The organism is Terriglobus albidus, from assembly GCF_025685425.1.
GTDB classification, from domain to species: domain Bacteria; phylum Acidobacteriota; class Terriglobia; order Terriglobales; family Acidobacteriaceae; genus Terriglobus; species Terriglobus albidus.
The window spans coordinates 71226-88671 of the sequence record NZ_JAGTAS010000053.1 but is presented as its reverse complement, the minus strand read 5'-3'; the positions used below and the strand labels follow the sequence as shown (position 1 = coordinate 88671).

The 17446-nt window shown below is 55.9% G+C and carries 12 protein-coding genes; 8 read left to right on the top strand and 4 right to left on the bottom strand.

The features are described from left to right. Positions 1–30: 30 nt before the first annotated feature. Together OHL21_RS12525 and OHL21_RS12520 are read right to left on the bottom strand one after the other, a co-directional pair. Positions 31–306 (bottom strand): hypothetical protein, encoded by a 276-nt coding sequence (locus OHL21_RS12525; RefSeq protein ID WP_263417613.1) that lies wholly within the window; start codon positions 304–306, stop codon positions 31–33. Next, complete coding sequence (locus OHL21_RS12520) at positions 306–1220, bottom strand: hypothetical protein (protein ID WP_263417612.1); 915 nt, start codon at positions 1218–1220, stop codon at positions 306–308. The genes OHL21_RS12525 and OHL21_RS12520 overlap by 1 nt, the downstream gene beginning before the upstream one ends. Positions 1221–1555: 335 nt before the next feature. Between OHL21_RS12520 and OHL21_RS12515 the strand changes: the two genes are divergently transcribed. From OHL21_RS12515 to OHL21_RS12480, 8 genes are all read left to right on the top strand, one after another. After that, the gene (locus OHL21_RS12515; RefSeq protein WP_263417611.1) at positions 1556–1912 is read left to right on the top strand and encodes a cupredoxin domain-containing protein; all 357 of its coding nucleotides are present in this window, start codon (positions 1556–1558) and stop codon (positions 1910–1912) included. Between the two features lie 76 nt (positions 1913–1988). Next, positions 1989–3179: a nucleotidyltransferase domain-containing protein gene (locus OHL21_RS12510; protein WP_263417610.1), complete on the top strand. Its 1191-nt coding sequence runs from the start codon at positions 1989–1991 to the stop codon at positions 3177–3179. Further along, complete coding sequence (locus OHL21_RS12505; RefSeq protein ID WP_263417609.1) at positions 3176–5947, top strand: SLBB domain-containing protein; 2772 nt, start codon at positions 3176–3178, stop codon at positions 5945–5947. Before OHL21_RS12510 ends, OHL21_RS12505 begins: the two co-directional genes overlap by 4 nt. Continuing rightward, the gene (locus OHL21_RS12500) at positions 5944–7182 is read left to right on the top strand and encodes a GumC family protein (RefSeq protein WP_263417608.1); all 1239 of its coding nucleotides are present in this window, start codon (positions 5944–5946) and stop codon (positions 7180–7182) included. Before OHL21_RS12505 ends, OHL21_RS12500 begins: the two co-directional genes overlap by 4 nt. After that, complete coding sequence (locus OHL21_RS12495) at positions 7179–8480, top strand: oligosaccharide flippase family protein (protein WP_263417607.1); 1302 nt, start codon at positions 7179–7181, stop codon at positions 8478–8480. Before OHL21_RS12500 ends, OHL21_RS12495 begins: the two co-directional genes overlap by 4 nt. Further along, on the top strand, positions 8477–9667 hold the full coding sequence (locus OHL21_RS12490) for an O-antigen ligase family protein (RefSeq protein ID WP_263417606.1): 1191 nt from the start codon (positions 8477–8479) through the stop codon (positions 9665–9667). The genes OHL21_RS12495 and OHL21_RS12490 overlap by 4 nt, the downstream gene beginning before the upstream one ends. Then, positions 9664–10830: a glycosyltransferase family 4 protein gene (locus OHL21_RS12485; protein WP_263417605.1), complete on the top strand. Its 1167-nt coding sequence runs from the start codon at positions 9664–9666 to the stop codon at positions 10828–10830. The genes OHL21_RS12490 and OHL21_RS12485 overlap by 4 nt, the downstream gene beginning before the upstream one ends. Beyond that, complete coding sequence (locus OHL21_RS12480; protein ID WP_263417604.1) at positions 10827–11663, top strand: WecB/TagA/CpsF family glycosyltransferase; 837 nt, start codon at positions 10827–10829, stop codon at positions 11661–11663. Before OHL21_RS12485 ends, OHL21_RS12480 begins: the two co-directional genes overlap by 4 nt. Positions 11664–11727: 64 nt before the next feature. Here the strand turns inward: OHL21_RS12480 and OHL21_RS12475 are convergent, their stop codons facing one another. Together OHL21_RS12475 and OHL21_RS12470 are read right to left on the bottom strand one after the other, a co-directional pair. Then, positions 11728–15189 (bottom strand): TonB-dependent receptor, encoded by a 3462-nt coding sequence (locus OHL21_RS12475; RefSeq protein ID WP_263417603.1) that lies wholly within the window; start codon positions 15187–15189, stop codon positions 11728–11730. Between the two features lie 222 nt (positions 15190–15411). Then, positions 15412–17277, bottom strand: a complete 1866-nt coding sequence (locus OHL21_RS12470; RefSeq protein WP_263417602.1) for a glycoside hydrolase family 2 protein — start codon at positions 17275–17277, stop codon at positions 15412–15414. Positions 17278–17446: the final 169 nt, after the last annotated feature.

Genomic DNA, 17446 nt, shown 5'->3' with positions numbered 1-17446 from the left:
CTGAACGAATTTCGCTCGTAAGATTGCGCCCTATGGGTTGAAGAAACGCAGCAGAGCTTCTTCATCCTTCTTGCTGAGCGATGCACGCACCCGCATGTGCCTTACGATCGTTCCCGAGATCCGTGGCGAAAATCCCTGCGGCGGATTGTGGCAACGTGAACAGTTCTGTTGAAAGACGAGTTCCCCGGCACTCGGCGTCCGTTTGGGTTTTGGCTTGGCCGGGGCCACCGGCTGGGGTTGCTGCGCAAAACACGGCAAAGCAATGGCAAGCAGGAAGGCGAGAAGTCCATTTCGTCTGGTGTGCATTACTTCTTCCCCTTCCATGCCGGGAATAGAAACCGGTAGGTCACATTCGCAGCCCAGATGTTTTTGTCGCCGGCTGCTGAAAATTGCCTTGAATAACTTGCTCGCAACCGCACCTCATGCGGAAGGTTGTAGACAAGTCCGAAATCTGCCAATCGCGTATTCACGCCAGGCAAGCCATCCGATGGGTCCGGTTTATTGCGGAAGGTCTGCTGCATGCGGAAGGCCGGCTGAAAACGGCCGATCCAGCTGTCATATCCGCCCCAGAAGATTGGCCGCATTTCAGCTTCGAACCAGTATCCGGAGGAGTGTGCTCCATGCGCATACTCTGACCGGAACCGGACTCCGGTATTTGCAGGTTCCCACCAGAGATGAACTCCTTGAAAGTTGGCCTGCTGCCCCTGAAGCAAGCGGCCGTACGACGTACCAAGCTCCAATCTCTGCTTCGGAAGATAGACAGAGACGCGCCCACCCGAGGATCGCTGTGACAGGAATTGCTCATTCCCGCTCCGGGCTGAAAAATACCCGGCGTAGTCGATAGAAAAAGAGGAGCGGGAGACTGCAGAACCGCGCACCATGCCCCCTGTCCCCGTACTGGACATGGTTCCGAGCGGAAGAATGAGCGGGCCATTCTGAAAATTACTGATCCAGATTGGCGTCAGCCTCTCGTTATACGTACCGAATGGAGTCAGATAGCTACCCGCTACCACGGTGAGATGAGGAGAGACAAGGAAGTCTCCCTGAAGATAGGTCAGCGCGGCATAGTGTGACGTATCGTAGCCATGTCCATTCGCGGTGAACGACTCCAGAAGAGTCGCCCTGGTTTCCACCAGCACATGGTCGCCGAGAGGCACAGCGGCGAGCGGAGAGATGACCGGAAAGTAGCTGTTCTGGCCGCCATTCCGGCTGACGAACATGCCCCCGCCTCCCGAGATAATAGGCGTCTTCTGGGCCTGCACCGCTACACCCGGAAACAACGCAGTCACGATGAGATAACAAAGCACCCAATGGACGGGTATACAACGCTTCACACTTTGCATGAGGCAGACGATAGCGAGACATGACCCGGAATGTGTCGCGGGTTCGTCGCCGCATTGTCAAAGCATTGTCACCGTAAGGGCCAACATTTCACTGACAATCGCCTGACAGACACATGACAACACTGTTTTAGCGGCTAACTACAGTCAACGAATCGAAGGATCCCCATTGTGGATGATCTTTCACTGACGATCGTTGCAGGAGCCGATAGCCGATGAAATTCAAGTGGACCCTTCTTACTTCTTTCACACTGATGTCTGCGATATCATTCCGCCCGATTCATGCCGGCACTGAGCCGCACCGTATCGAAATCTCAGCAAAGCGCTTTGAGTTTTCTCCTTCAGAGATCACGGTCAAAAAAGGTGAACCCGTCGAATTCGTAATTCAAAGCAGTGATGTCACTCACGGACTCCAGTTTGCCGATCTCGACCAGAAGGTCCAGATCAACAAAGGCACACCTGCAATACTCTCATTCACTCCTGAAAAAGCCGGTGACTTCACGGGTCAATGCTTCATCTTCTGTGGGACCGGCCACGGACAGATGGCTCTCACGCTCCACGTCGTTGAGTAGGGTTCGACCAATGCAAGTTCCGCGCACGTCCGTACGTCCTCCAATCAGACGCCATGATCGTCTGCGGCAGGCCGTAATGGAAGTTTTTTGCTCAAACGAGATTAACAATCTGCTCAACGTCAATCCATCGGCTGCTGAATGGCTTCGCCTGTTGCAGTGGCTGCACGTGAGCGGACTTGCACTTTACTTCTTTGATCGGCTCAGATCCCTGCAGTTGTTAGACAGCCTGCCACCAGCTATCCACGCGGAGCTGGAACAGGCTCTTGCCGACAATACCCTGCGCTCAGCGGCGTTTCTCGAAGAAACTCTGCGACTCAATCACGCGTTCCAGGACGAGGACATTCTGTACGCCAACCTGAAGGGCATTACGCTGTGTCCCTTCTCAGTACCTCGCATGGAGTTGCGATCTCAGCTAGACCTTGACTTTCTTGTAGATCCTGCCTGCGCCGAACGAGCTCATGCGGTCCTCGAACGATGCGGCTATCGCTTGCACGCTGTAAGCGGCAAGAGTATGGAGTTCAAGACACCTGGACGTTCCAATCCCCGGCTCAGCGACCTTTACAGAGTTACGCCCCACCGGTCGGTCGAATTGCACCTGGAGCCGGAAGGCTCGCAACGACTCCATCGAGTGGAGTGGATTCAACGAGAAGGAGTCTCCATTCCATCGTTATCGCCCATCGATCACTATCTTGGCCAGGCGCTTCATCTTTTTAAACACATCCGCGGAGAATTTACGCGGCTCTCCTGGTTTCTTGAATTCCGGCACCATACGCAGGTACGTAAGCCGGAGGCCGCTTTCTGGACCGATCTTCTTTCACGCCTGCAAGAAGATAAGAAGACGGCCCTTGGGTATGGCATTGCGGCGGCAACCTCCCAGGAACTCCTGGATGAATTTGTTCCCTCGTGTGTATCTGCCGTCACCGGGCCCCTCCTCTCGCCCGCGACTCGGTATTGGATCGCGCACTACGGCCGCACCGCCCTGCTTACCGACTTTCCCGGAAGCAAGCTATATCTGCTTCTCGAAGAAGAACTGACTCGGAAAGAAGACTTTGCGGGACGTCCGCTTCGCGTAGCGCTTCTTCCGCGCCGGCTTCCCCCAGCCATCCACTGCAAACCCGAACAGGATTCCCTGGCTGCGAGGCTCTACCGGTTACGGCAGCAGATTCCCTATATCTTTTTTCGTCTTCGCTTTCATCTGGTAGAAGGAGCGCGTTACATCATGGCGTCCATGCAATGGCGGCAGGTTCTTTCAGGGAGTGTGCGATGAAACGGCTCGTCCTTATCTGCTGCTGCATCTTCGGGTTGTCTACGCATCTGCCGGCACAGTCGCCTTCCACTGCCGGCACGGACGACACTCGGGCTTCGCAGCAGGAGAATCTGCGTCCCCAATCCCTGACGGACACCAGTACGCAGGAGGGCTCCGCCTCCTATCTGGAAGTGATCCGTGTTCTGCAGGACAATCCCGATGCGATGATCGAGGTCAAGACGGTCATCGCCGAATATCTGACGCAACAAGGCAATCCGACTCAACCGGACTCCATCTCAGATCAGGCTCTCTATACGCGCCTGCAGACCAATGCTGAACTCCGCAACAACGTCATCACCTTTCTTCGCTCACGTGGCTATCTCACCGACGCCGAAGCTCCTGGCGTGACCTCTCCTGTCGATGCCGGTCCGCGGAATCTGAGGCCATCTAACGACGCCGTGACAGACAATGCGGATCTACTATCCAGTACCACCGCGGGACGAAAGACGCCGAAACAGCCTGTCGCACAAAAGGAGACTCCGGAGCGGCAAGAGGATCCGGCAACACGTGACCGCGTGCTTCATCGCGATACGCCGTATAACCTGACATCGCTCCGCGATCTCTACACACAGATTCCTCAACCCTCGCGATCGCTCAAGCGATTTGGTTCCGAAGTCTTCCTCCGTAGAAACAGCCAGAATGCCCAGACCACGCCTGACATCGCTGCCGATGTGCCCCTTGGCCCGGAGTACGTGCTGGGAGTGGGAGATAACCTGACCATTGCTCTTTGGGGCAGCGTCTCTCAAAACCTGCAGCGCACGATCGACCGGGAAGGCAAGATCGTTCTGCCGGAGGCCGGAGCGATCGAAGTCGCTGGAATATCCCTTGAGAAGGCGAAGCTCATGGTGGCAGACCGCCTTCGGACACAGTTCCGGGACATTCAGGTTGAGCTCTCCGTAGCTCGTCCGCGGAATATCCGCATCTATGTCGTCGGTGATGTACAGCGCCCCGGAGCTTACGAACTGACTTCGGTCTCTTCGCCACTCAGTGCACTCTATGCTGCCGGAGGACCTACCGCCGTCGGATCGCTGCGGATACTGCGGCATTATCGCGGCACCCGCCTGCTGGACGAAATCGACCTCTATGACTTCATGCTGCATGGCGTCAGATCCGAGATCCGATTGCAGTCCGGAGATACCCTGCTTGTCCCTCCATCGGGACCCCAGGTCTGGATCGACGGAGCCATCAAGCGTCCCGCCATCTATGAGCTAAAAGGTAATACCGCTGTCTCGACTCTTGTAGAAGATGCCGGTGGGCCCGCTCCTTCGGCGGAGACGAGCCAGATTCGGATTGAACGAATTACACCCGATCACCAGCGTGAAACCGTAGCGTACGACCTGCGCACGACACAAGAGAAACCGTTCTACCTTCGCGATGGCGATCGTCTGTTTGTCGGCAGTGTTCTTCCGTATAGCAGCCGGGTCATTTATACGGAAGGACATCTCGTCCGGCCGGGACGCACGGCATATCGCGATGGCATGCGCATTACAGATGTTCTTCACAGTTATCAGGACCTGCTGCCGGAACCGGCGGATCGGGGCGAGATCGTACGCCTTCAGGCTCCCGATCTGCGGCCTTCGACAATCGAGTTCAGCGTCTCGGAGGCGCTCGCAGGCAACATCGATCTCATGCTGCAGCCATTCGATACCATACGCGTTTTTGGACGATATGAGGCCGACGCTCCCCGCGTAACGATCGCAGGAGAGGTCCTGCGTCCAGGAATCTATCCGCTCTCCGAAGGGATGACCGCCGCTGACCTGGTCCGCACTGCAGGTGGCTTCAAGCGGGATGCGCTGCTGGAAGCCGCCGACCTTACCAGTTATCAGATCGTGAATGGCAACCGCGTCGTCAGTCAGCGTTCTTCGATCCCGATTGGCGCCGCAGTCACAACCCGAAAGGGTTCCTCCGACGTTGTGCTTCGCCCCGGGGATGTGCTGACCATCCATCAGATCGCAGGCTGGAACGATATCGCCGCCTCCATCACGGTGGAAGGCGAAGTCTCCTATCCCGGTTCCTATGGAATCCAGCAGGGAGAACGGCTCAGTTCCATCCTGAAAAGGGCCGGGGGCTTCCGCGAAACAGCATACCCGGCCGGGGCCGTCCTGATTCGTGAAGAGGTTCGCGTCCTTGAAGAGAAGACGAGGCAGGAGCTGATCCGGCAGATCGAGACAAGTTCTTCGGCTGCCAGGCTGGCGCCCGCAGTCTCTGCCAATGATCAGTCCTCAACACTGCAGATTATTCAGGCGCAGCAGGAACAGGTGTTGAGCCGGTTGAAGAACCAACCGGCGGTCGGCCGCCTTGTCATCCACATCTCCAACGACATTGCCTCATGGGAAGGAACAGCGGTGGATATCGAGGTGCGCGCCGGTGACGTCCTACGGATTCCGAAACGTCCTGGCTTCGTGCTTGTGAACGGACAAGTCTACAACGCGACGGCGATCACCTTTGCAGAAGGTAAGGCTGCCGGCTGGTATCTTCGCCGCGCAGGCGGAGTTACCGAGGTTGCGAATGAGAAACAGATCTTCATCATCCGCGCCAATGGTTCTGTGGTGGGACGCGATAGTGGCTTCCTGCCGCGCAGTGTGCTCTCTACCAAGCTCAATCCAGGCGATGTGGTTGTCGTTCCACAGAAGATTCTTGGGGCGTCTCTTTTCTGGCGCAATCTCCTGACAACGGCGCAACTGGCCTCATCGATTGCAATCACGGCCGCTGTGGCAGGTGTGCTATGAGCGAGACTCCAGTCTGGGTTCATAACGGCGAGATTCTATGGCAACATCGGCGACTGCTGATGCGTGTCTTTCTTGTCGCTGCTACCTGCTCCCTTGTCCTGGCATTCCTGATTCCGAAGCGCTACACGTCAACGGCGATGATCATGCCACCGGCGAATGCAAACTCCAGTTCGGTGATGATCGCCGCGTTGGCAGGGCGGGCTCTCGGAGGTGGCTCCAACAGCTTCAGTAATCTTGCCGGAACCCTACTCGGCACAGGAAACACGACAGCACTCTACATCGACCTGATCAAGAGCGGCACAATCAGCGGTCACCTCATCGAACGCTTCGATCTCCAAAAGGTCTATGACAAACGTTACCGCATCGACACTGCCAAAACGCTTGCGCGGCGCACCTCCGTCACCGAAGACAAGAAGAGCGGCGTTATCACCATCACGGTACAGGATAGTGACCGTATCCGCGCCCGCGATCTGGCTCAGGGATACCTCGACGAACTGAACCTCCTGCTCACGCACACATCGACAACTTCGGCACATCAGGAACGCGTTTTTATTGAACGACGGCTGCAAAACGCACATGCCGACTTAATACGTGCGCAGCAGGAGCTGAGCAACTTCTCAAGCTCGCATACAACCATCGACATCAAGGAGCAAACGCGCGCCATGGTCGATGCGATGGCGCGCGTCCAGGCGGAGCTGATCGCCGAACAGTCAAGTCTGAGCTCTCTTCGACAGATCTATGGCGACCAGAACATCCGGGTTAAGTCCGCGGAGTCGCGTATTGGAAGCCTGCAGCAAAAGCTCAATTCCATTGCCGGACCGTCCAGTTCCGGCGTGGACGTTCCGGTATCGAGCGATCAGCCGTATCCTGCGCTTCGCAGCCTGCCACAGCTCGCAGTTCCCTATGCCGAGCTGTATCGTAACCTTCGTATCCAGGAGACGCTATTCGAGTTGCTTACACAGCAATATGAGCTCTCCCGCATTGAAGAAGCTAAAGACGTTCCAGTCGTCAGTGTCATCGACGCACCTGGCATTGCAGAAAAGAAGTCATTTCCTCCCCGCACCTTGCTCGTTCTCGCTCTCACTGCGGTAAGCCTTTTGCTGACCGTAGCCTTACTCCTCATTCGAGATCGCTGGGAACAGATACCGGCCGAGACAGCACAGAAGGTCTTCCTACAACAAATTGCGGCCTCTGCAAACCGCACCCTCCATCGAATCCCCGGAGTACGCAGATGAAACGGCATCTGGCCAATGCGGCGTATGGCGTCGTCGATTACCTGGCGTTTCCACTGGGAATGCTGATTGTCGCTCCCGTCGTGCTGCATCATCTCGGAGCCGCGCAGTATGGCCTTTGGACTCTTGTCACCAGCGTTGTAACGATCGGAAGCGTTGCAGCCTCCGGCTTCGGTGACGCCAATATCCAGAGGGTGAGCCGCTGGCTTGAACAGGACGATCCGGTTGCCATTCGACGCACCGTCCGTAACACCCTTAGCATTCATATCGCTCTTGGATCTCTACTGGCAATCATCCTTCTTGTGTTCTCCCGCGAGGCCGCAGAACGCTTCACACTGGTTACCCCTGAGCTGACCCGCCAATGTTTTTTCAGTCTTTGCCTGGCTGCGCTGATCGTACTCTCAAGAGCGCTGGAAACGGTATGCGTCAGCACACAACGCGCCTTCCTGCGGTACGCAGCCAGCATCAGGATCAGCCTCTGCGCCCGCGTTCTTACTCTCTTGGTCGCCGCGTTTTTGAGTATCCTGCATGCATCGATCCTTTCGATCGTCGCCGCAACCGCTCTCATCACCGTGATAGGGACAGCATGGCAGTTCTATGAACTTGCAAAGCTGATGCATGCTCGCTCGGTCACTCCTGCATTTGATCGGGACGTTCTCAAAGACCTGTTACGGTTCGGAATCTATAGCTGGCTTCAGGCCGTATCGGCCGTCATCTTCGTCCAGGTCGACCGCATCTTTCTCGGCATGCATCTTGGCATGCAGGCGGTTGCAGCGTATGCCCTGTGCCTGCAATTAACGCAGCCACTGTATGGAGTCGCCGCGGCTGGACTCCATTTTCTCTTCCCTCACTTCGCGTCGGGCGCCGGCACCAGGCACGATCAGGGGAGACAGGTTCTCATCGCCACTGTTTGCAACGTAATCCTGGTCACGATTGGAGCGGCAATTCTGGTAGCGTTCGGGCTGCCCCTGTTGCGGATATGGGCTTCAGACACGATCGCCGAGGCCTCTGCCGGTGTCCTCCCGTTTGCTGTCATCAGTACGGCGTTTGCCGGCATGGGCGTCACGGCTACATACACCTTGCTCGCGCATGACCATTCCCGGATGGTCATGCTCTTCAATGTCATTGGCGGAACCATCTCTGTCTGCCTGATGCCCTATCTGCTTTCCCGCTTCGGTATCGTCGGACTTGCGGCGGCGCGACTTCCCTATGGTGTCGCGAACCTGCTGCTGTATCTTCCGCTCTTCTCTGTGCTTGCGGCACGTAACCTCCCGGCTGCTGCCTATGAGGAGGTGCGATGATGGCGGCCGAAACTCTTGCATATCCTGTCTCGCGCACGTCGACCTATCTTTTTCCCGCGTCCGTCGGCTTCTACTTCGCGGCCCGACTGGCTCTCTCGTATCTGTTCTTTCAAGCCGAACCGCGGACAGGAGCCATTGCTGGCCTCGCTCTGAATCTCGCCTTCCTTATCGGGTCACTCTTCTATATCTTCAGCGGCCATGCGAATGCCGTGCCTGTCACGGCTCCGTTCCGTTGGGTTCTCTGCTTTCTGACCGTTTCCCTAATCAGCCTTACTTGGAGCGTAACCGTATCGATTCCGATTGCGGCGGGTTACTGGAGCGGTATGGCCGCCGATGTCGCCATCGTCTGGATGATCTTGCGTTACCAACCGCTCACGGCCGCCGGGGAATCTCTCATGAAGGGGTATGTATGGGGGGCATGTTTCATTGCGGTAGTGACATGGTTTTCGCCCACCATGCAGGACTTGCGTCCTGGCGATGATGAGTATTTCAGTCCCAACGCCATTGGCTTCATCTGCGTGTTAGGGGTGTACTTCTCTCAATACCTTAACCGCGCTGCACGAGGCTGGCGCTTCACCCCGGTCTTGCTCTCCATTACCTTAGTGCGAACTCTGAGCAAGAGCACCATCCTCGCCTTTTGCATTGCTCAGACCTATCTCCTGCTCCGTGACCGTACAGTATCAGCAGCTACTCGCAGAACAGCTATCCTGGGCGCCATTGTCGTCTTCGCGCTCTTCTGGCCGCTGATCAGTAGCTACTACGTCGTCTATACGAATGCGGGCAACCAGGCCGAAACACTCACCGGACGTATCGGGATATGGGGCTTCGTTCTTCTGCGCGCATTAGAGAGCCCATGGATTGGGCACGGCTTCCACGGATTTCGAAATGTCATTCCGGCCTTTGGCGACTTCGAAGCGTGGCACGCCCACAATGAGTTAATCCAGCAGTTTTATACCTACGGTGTCCTCGGCCTGGTCATGTTCGCCGGCATCTACAGCAGCTTCTATCAGCATATCCGCCGGGCAAATCCTCAGGTACGAACACTGTTCCATAGTCTGCTGCTCTTCATCCTGATCCGGGGCCTGGCCGATACCGATCGCTTTGAGCTCTCTTTGCCAATGTGGGCCATCCTGCTCATAAGCACTTTGGCCTGTGCGCCGGCACTTCAGAACGAGGTGACAGCATGAATCTGCTCCTCACGCTCGTCTCTGCTTCGGAATATATCTCCGGCATCCAGCGCCACGCTCTGGACCTGGCCCAGGCACTCGCACTTCATTCTGAGATCGACTCTATCCATCTTGTCGCCTCCCCTTGGCAGGAGGAACTGCTTCGTGCTTATCTGCATCCTTCTCCGCGATTGCACGTCCACTTTGCGAGGATTGGCATGTCACCGGTCGAGAGAAACTTTTGGTACTACACGCAGCTCCCGAGACTCGCCAGGACATTACAGGCAGATGTGGTCCATCTCGCCTATCCGATGCCGACCAGGAGATCGCGCGACCATGCGACCATCGTCACACTGCACGATCTCTATCCGATCGATTCGCCGGAAAATTTCACGTGGCCTCATGTCCTTGTCAACCGTGCAGTCCTGACGCAGTGCCTTCACGCTGCGGATGCCATCGGGTGCGTCTCACACAGCACCCTGGATCGGCTGACGCAGTACATCCCCCGGATAGCTTCGCGCAGAGCCCGAGTCATCCACAATATTGTCGAACTGCACGATGCTGGCCGGCAGGCGCCATACTCCGGGCCTCCATTCATTCTGTGCATTGCACAACACCGGCACAATAAAAACATCCCGCTCGCGCTTTCTGTATTTCACTCTCTCCTCTACCGGAATGTCGTTCCCCCTCTGACGCGATTTGTACTTGTCGGGATCCAGGGACCGGAGTCTACGGCCATTCGAGCGTGGATCAGCACCCTTGGTCTTGTGGACCACGTCGACTTTTGCGCAGGTATCAGTGATGCAGAACTAAACACACTGTATGCCAACTGTGAGTGCGTGCTCGCGCCCTCCCTGACCGAGGGGTTTGGACTGCCTGTCGTTGAAGCACTGCAGCGCGGCGCACGTGTGGTCTGTTCTGACATTCCTGCCTTCCGTGAGATGGCCGACGGCCTGTGCACGTTTGTGCCGCTGTCAGACCATGGCAAGGAAGACTTTATCAACGCCGCGGCCGCGGCGCTGCAATTACCCAGGCCAGCACCCTCCATCTTTCCTGAGCTCTCTGGTGAGACGATCGCCGCCAAATGGGTCAACCTCTACCAACAGGTAATCGTTGCAAATGCAACGCAGTACCTGGCGACTCGCGGCGCCGATGTCGTTGAGAAAGGAACGCACCTCTCATGACTTACCAGAAACAAGTAAATGTCCTTGGAGTCTCTCTTGATCCTGCCAACATGGAACAGGCGATGGCAGCAGTCCGCCAACTCCTGGACCAGGGACAGAAGGGCTTCATCTGCATGGTCGGAGTGCACGGTGTGATGGAAGCGCAACGAGATTCCGATCTCGCGGCAATTTATGATGCAGCAACCTTGATGCTTCCCGATGGCATGCCCACCGTGTGGGTCGGCCATTGGCAAGGCTTTGACGAAATGCGCCGGGTCACCGGCCCCGATCTCATGCTCGAGATCTTCCGCCGGCCCGAGTTCTCAAGTGTTCGACATTACCTGTACGGCGGCAAGTCCGGTATTGCTGAAGAGCTGAAGCAGGCGCTCACCCGGCGATTTCCTCATGCTCAGATCGTCGGGCACTACACCCCGCCCTTTCGCGAGCTGAATGTGCAGGAGTGGGAGTTCCTGCGTTCCGAGATCCAGCGGCTCAAGCCCGATATCATCTGGGTTGGTATCAGTACACCGCGGCAGGAGAAGTTTATGTATCACGCCCTCGCCGGACTCGATACAACACTCATGTTCGGAGTCGGCGCAGCCTTTGACTATCACACCGGTCGCATCAAAGATGCTCCGGAATGGGTCAAGACAATAGGAATGCAGTGGCTGCACCGTCTTATCCAGGACCCAAGGCGACTGCTGGCCAGGTATCTTCGTAACAATCCGGCGTTTGTTGGAAAGATCATCCTCCAGCTCCTGAGAGGAACTTCTCAGAAGGTACAGCAACCGGTTATCACTGACCCGCGCGAGTACAAACTGGCAGTCAAAGCCGTGAAGCATTCCAGACAATGATTGATTGGCATACAAACGAAAAGGAGAGGCAGTCGCCTCTCCTTTTCGTTTGGGTTGATAGCTCTTAGAACAGAATACGAGCACCAAGCTGCATCTGCCGCGGAGGAAATGCCGAGGAGATAGTGCCGAAATTGCTGTTGCTTGCATTCAGGTTCAAACCGTTGAAGTTCGTGCGATTTAGAACGTTGAACATATCTACCTGTGCCTTCAGGCGAACACGCTCCGTAATTGGAAATATCTTGGAGAGAGTTGCGTCAACTTGAGCGAGGCCGGGTCCAACAACTCCACCCACAGGCGCATTCCCGTAGTGATTGGCTTGGTTCTTGGCCGTCTGGATATAAGCCTTGGCGGTGGCATTGCAGCTTCCGCCTGAGCCGTTATTCAGATAGCCGCAGATGCCTGCGTGATCGTTATAGACACGCACACCTGGAACGTAATCGGCGCGCACCGTACCAAGCTGGATGGTAGAGGTCTGCTGAACGGTGTAGTAGGCGCCGCTCTGCAGCCGCGATACACCACTGAGCTGCCAACCACCCGCAGCCGTACGCATCAGGAACGATTTTCCATGCAGCTCGGGTGCCTGAATGACGAAGCTGGCGACAAAAGCATGACGCCGGTCATTCGACAGCGGACCATAGTTGTACGCCAGGTTCTGCCAATTCTCGAGTGTGATGTTGTTGCCATTCGAATCTCCAAGAGCCTTGGAGAACGTATAGGCGAGCGTCGTCGTGACAATACCCTTACGTTTCGAAGCAAACAACTGCAGTGCGTTGTAGTTGTAATTGGAATCGAAGCGGTTGGAGTTGATCGTGGTAAAGCCTTTGTAGGGGTTCAGCGAGGCAATGGATGTAGGCGCCGAACCGGAGGTTGGATTTTGATTCGTGTATGCACTCAGCACGTCAGGAATGTTGACGTTGGGTTGCCGCAGTTGGTGGCGCGAGACACTACCAACGTAATTGGCTTCGAACAGGACCGCCCAGGGAAGCTGGCGTTGTACCCCGAGGCTGTACTGCCAGGTATACGGGTTCTTGTTAGCGGGATTGACCGCGCTGATCGTCCCCTGCAGACCGTTATTAGCCGCCGAAAGCGATGTCAGCGTAGCCAGGTTTCCATTCGAAAACTGGGTGTTCTGCAGGAATGGCGGCAGGTTAAGCTGGCTGAACACCAGGTTGCCCTGCGGGCGATAGAAGAACAGTCCTACGCCGCCGCGAATCGAGGTTTTGTCATTCGCTGCATACGCGAAGCCGAACCGCGGGCCTACGGCGCCATTCATCTTGTAGAAACCGCGGGGAGCTCCCGCCGGAATCTGCGAGAAGAGTGCAGTGTTGACATTCGGTACCCGCTTCTGCTGGTCCGCAGGTACACCGTCACCTACCCTGATAAGGCCGTTATATGGATTGCCAACGCTGGGATTTACGATCGTTCCGCTGGAGCTGACAGTAACTGCATTCGCCGGGTTATACACCGCAGGATCGAAGTTCGTCATATTGTTGCCCTGCGCATAGAAGGGCTGCAACCACTGGAAGCGAACTCCGTACTCCAGGCTGAGCTTGCGGGTCGCTCTCCACTGGTCCTGCGCGAACCACTCAATCTGATTGAAGCGGAAGTGCCCGACCGGATCAGCACTGGCCTCTGAATAGTTCTGGAAGTTCCCCAGGAAAGCGTCTGCCAGCGAGTAGCAGGTGGTGTTCGCGTTGGTCTGGCGGCAATTGGAGGAGGCGGCAGTTGCCGTGCCATTCTGGCTGAAACCTACCGTACCGGTGTAGTTCGAGCGGCCGTTCTGATCGACACGATCGCGAATGTAGGCGAAACCGAACTTCATATTATGGTCACCCTTCACATAAGTGATGGTGTCCGCAACCTGAATATCCGTGGACGGCGACAGGAGAGAAAAGTTTGGTCCCTGGAAGCCGGCGAAGTTGGAGATGTTGATGATCGGAATTCCGTTCGGATAGGGACCCACTCCCGGATAAAGTTTCTGATATTGGAAACCGTAAGTCTCACGCTTCCAGTTGTTGCCGTAAGGAGGAATACGCTGTGCGGCCCAGCTCGCATTCGCTTGTGCCTGGTTGATAAGATTCGGACGGATGGTCCAGGTCTCACTCAACAGGTAGCTCTGGCCAGGGCGATTACGCTGCGTGGGCGTGGTGTTGAGAATGCCAGTGTTCGAAAAGGTACCGTACGGGTCGATCAGGGTGTTCTGGTCGTGGATCCAGCGACCGAAGAGTGCGTGGCTCTGATTGATGACGTAGTCGAAGCGAACGAGATCCTGGTGAAAGTTCAGAGGGTTGGAGGGGGCGAGCGTAAGGTTATTGGCTTGGAGCGAGTCGCGATAGCTTAGCCCCCCCGCAATGATCGTCTTGTAGATATTGCCGATCGCCTTTCCGTCCGTGGACATCTGGCTGGCAATATTGTTGAACGGGATCGGGTTCGCCGTACCTGGATAGTAAAGCTGGCCATAGGTGTTGGTCGGCGCAGAGCACACACCAGCGCCGTTGAATGAACCACCGGCAGAGGTGCAAAGCGCCGAGAAGTCGCCGTTCAACATTGCCGTGGTCGGCACATTGAAGGTGGTGGCGACGGCCTGCTGCCGCAAACGCTTCCATTCCTCGCCAACGAAGAAGAAGAGCTTGTTTTTGATAATCGGACCGCCAATAAAGAATCCGAAGTCGTTATAAATCAACTGGGTCTTCTTCTTGGCAATGTAGTTCGTTGCATCCAGATAGTTGTTCCGGGCGAATTCAAAGACGCCACCATGGAATGCGTTTGTGCCGCTCTTCGTCACGATATTGAAGGTAGGTCCCTGAGTCCGTCCATACTCGGCCGAGGAGTTCGAGGTATTGATCTTTACCTCGCCGATGAAGTCGGCGCCGACGTTGTTCATCAGTGAACCGTTGGAACCGGCCACTTGGTTGTAGGCTCCGTCCACGGTGAGATTGTTCGAGTCGGAACGGTTGCCGTTAATGGTCTGGTTGTTCGAGGCCAGAGATGTCGTGACCGAAAAGATATCCGGATTTGTAACGACAGCACCCGGTACCAGTGTCAGCAACTGGGTGTAATTCCGTCCGTTCAAAGCCAGGTTTTCTACCTGCTTTGAATCGATCACACGAGCCAGTTCGCCCGAGGTGGTATTCAGCGCTTCGATCGCGCCTCCCTGCACCTCCACAACCTCCGTCGTACCACCGAGGGAAAGGCTGAAGTTCGAGGTCAGCTTTGCATCTGCCGAGATGCTCATGCCGCTCTGCTGTACTGTCTTGAAGCCTTCATGAGAAACAGCGAGCGTATAGGTTCCGATCGGGAGATTGGTAACAATGTAGCTGCCGTCCTGGTCGCTCTGGACGGTGCGGGTATTCCCCGTGTTCTGTTCCGTAATTTTGATGGTGGCTCCCGGCAGGCTGGCGCCACTTACGTCGGTGACTGATCCTGTAATCTGCCCGAAGCTGGTCTGTGCCTCCATGCGTCCACTGACCGAAAACGCCAAGAGGAGCAACACACATGTGGCCACGCTGTATAGGAATTTCTGCATCTGAAACCTCCAAAGGCTGCCGATCTTCCCGGCTAGCCCAAAAATCACTGCGGTTTTACCTGAGGCGCTCAGAATCTATAGTTCTGAGGCCGTTCGAGATTTTGTTGCATCTTTGGAAGAATTGTCAAACTGTAAGTTTCGGGCCCGTTTATTCCAGGAAGTGAACAAAAGCCGGCCCGCACAGGTTGAAGTACAAAATCGTTTGTTTCTAGAGAAAACGAGCTACTCCGGTTTCACCGCCGGATCTTCGGTATATGTCTTTACCACTAAGGGAACGCTCATCTTCTTTTCCATCTTTTCCGAGAACAGCCCCTTACGGTTGTATCCATCCTGCAGCCTGGGGATGTTGCGGGTTGACGAACGGAAATCCATCAGCACCCACGGCGTCACCCCGCGCATCTGCGGAATCTTCCGGATCATCGCAAACTGGTGTTGCAGCACGTTGACCTGCTGCTCTTCCGTCCACCGGTCATGGGGACCGCCATGATTCCCGAACTTGGCCTCAGCTCCAAACTCAGACATGATGAAAGGCTTCTGCGGAAGCACCCAGGTCTTGCGATCGGCATCTTCGGCAGTTCCCTCATACCAGCCGATATATTGGTTCTGGCCGACGACATCCAGAGCCTCCATCAGCGGATCGTCCTGCACAATGCGGTCCTCACTGACCCGGGGCCCGATCAGTGCTGACGTGATCAGGCGGGTCTGGTCCTCGTGCCGAGCCTCATTGGCAAGTGCCGTAAGAAACCTGGTGCGGTCGGCATTATTCGGTGTCTCGTTCGAAACCGACCAGAAGATAATCGCAGCCCGGTTCCGGTCGCGGCGGATCATCTCATGCAGCATCACGACGGCCTTGTCGTAGACCTCCTGCTTACTGAACGAGATTCTTTGCCATAGCGGAATCTCAGACCACACCATAAGCCCTTCACGGTCTGCCTGCCGCACCATCCGCTCGTCGTGCGGATAATGGGCAAGCCGCACGAAATTGGCATGAATCTGGTGAAGCATGCTGAAGACGTTTTTTACATCTTCGTCGGTGCTTGTACGTCCCCCTCGAACGGGAGCTTCCGCATGCATATTGGCGCCCTGCAGGGCGATCGCCTTGCCGTTCAGGAGAATGCGTGTGCCGTCGACGCGAATGTCGCGGAAGCCGATATCGTCGGTGAGCGTGTCCGTACCGGCCTGAAGTTCAACCTTATAGAGCTTCGGCGAACCTGGGTTCCAGAGCTGCAGCCCGTTGACCTTCACCTCGAACGTAGCTTTTCCGGTGGCGTCCGTGACCGCTGTCGTTGAGGCATTGGCTTCAGGAATGCGAACGGCAACGCTTCTTCCCTCTCCTGCACCTTCCACATGAACGTAGCCGCTCACAGTATTAGCGTCGCCTGCGGAGAAAGATGCTCCATGCTTTAGATGAACGTCATAGTCGTCAATAAACTCTGACGGTACTGTGACCAGGGATACATCCCGCGTAATTCCTCCATAGTTGAACCAGTCATAGCTGACGCTGGGGATATCGTCCTGATGTCTGGTGGAATCCACGGCAATCACGACAAAGTTGTTGCCGGGCTTCAGCAATGAAGTGGCATCGCAGTCGTAGGGAGTGAAGCCCCCTTCGTGATTGCACAGACGTTTTCCATTCAGCCACACGACCGAGCGGTAGTTCGCTGCACCTACATGGAAAAACGTGCGTGTGGCGGGCGCCGGCTGGAACTCGAAATCTCGCTGGAACCAAACTACTCCTTCAAAACGGAAGAGAGTCGGATCCTGTGTATTCCAGTCACCGGGAATCTTCATCGTGGGTGCGGTGCTGAAGTCGTATTCGGAGTTATGGGGCCCGCTGCTGATGTTCGGATGAGTATTCAGTGCATACCCGTTGTCGCGGATGTTGCCCTTCTCGTCATAAAGCTCTCGTGCTGGCGGTTGTTCAACCAGATAGTGCCAGGGGCCATTCAGAGAGACTGCCTTTCTATGATCGACGCCAACCAATAACGTGCGGAGCGGCACCTGTGCCACAATCGCCGATCCAGTTGTAAAACCAGCGAACGCCATTGCCAAAACAAAGTGCGTCATTCTCCGTGTCAGGTCTTTCATCCTTCTTCCTTTATTTCAGCGTTGCCATTCGGACTTCCGATCGGCAACAGATCTTTTATGGTTTCGCAGCAGCAGTGTCAGGGGAAGCTCCGGCGAAGGGAAGTTTACAGAGGTCTCTTGGGGTTTGTCTTCTTCAGCAGTTCCTTGCTTTTCGAAGAGTGCTCGGAGA

Excerpts from the sequence above, each read along its gene's own strand:
- OHL21_RS12485 (WP_263417605.1), top strand. The coding sequence starts at position 9,664 with ATGAATCTGCTCCTCACGCTCGTCTCTGCTTCGGAATATATCTCCGGC.
- OHL21_RS12500 (WP_263417608.1), top strand. The coding sequence starts at position 5,944 with ATGAGCGAGACTCCAGTCTGGGTTCATAACGGCGAGATTCTATGGCAA.
- OHL21_RS12505 (WP_263417609.1), top strand. The coding sequence starts at position 3,176 with ATGAAACGGCTCGTCCTTATCTGCTGCTGCATCTTCGGGTTGTCTACG.
- OHL21_RS12520 (WP_263417612.1), bottom strand. The coding sequence starts at position 1,220 with ATGTTCGTCAGCCGGAATGGCGGCCAGAACAGCTACTTTCCGGTCATC.
- OHL21_RS12480 (WP_263417604.1), top strand. The coding sequence starts at position 10,827 with ATGACTTACCAGAAACAAGTAAATGTCCTTGGAGTCTCTCTTGATCCT.
- OHL21_RS12495 (WP_263417607.1), top strand. The coding sequence starts at position 7,179 with ATGAAACGGCATCTGGCCAATGCGGCGTATGGCGTCGTCGATTACCTG.
- OHL21_RS12515 (WP_263417611.1), top strand. The coding sequence starts at position 1,556 with ATGAAATTCAAGTGGACCCTTCTTACTTCTTTCACACTGATGTCTGCG.
- OHL21_RS12510 (WP_263417610.1), top strand. The coding sequence starts at position 1,989 with ATGGAAGTTTTTTGCTCAAACGAGATTAACAATCTGCTCAACGTCAAT.
- OHL21_RS12475 (WP_263417603.1), bottom strand. The coding sequence starts at position 15,189 with ATGCAGAAATTCCTATACAGCGTGGCCACATGTGTGTTGCTCCTCTTG.
- OHL21_RS12490 (WP_263417606.1), top strand. The coding sequence starts at position 8,477 with ATGATGGCGGCCGAAACTCTTGCATATCCTGTCTCGCGCACGTCGACC.
- OHL21_RS12525 (WP_263417613.1), bottom strand. The coding sequence starts at position 306 with ATGCACACCAGACGAAATGGACTTCTCGCCTTCCTGCTTGCCATTGCT.
- OHL21_RS12470 (WP_263417602.1), bottom strand. The coding sequence starts at position 17,277 with ATGAAAGACCTGACACGGAGAATGACGCACTTTGTTTTGGCAATGGCG.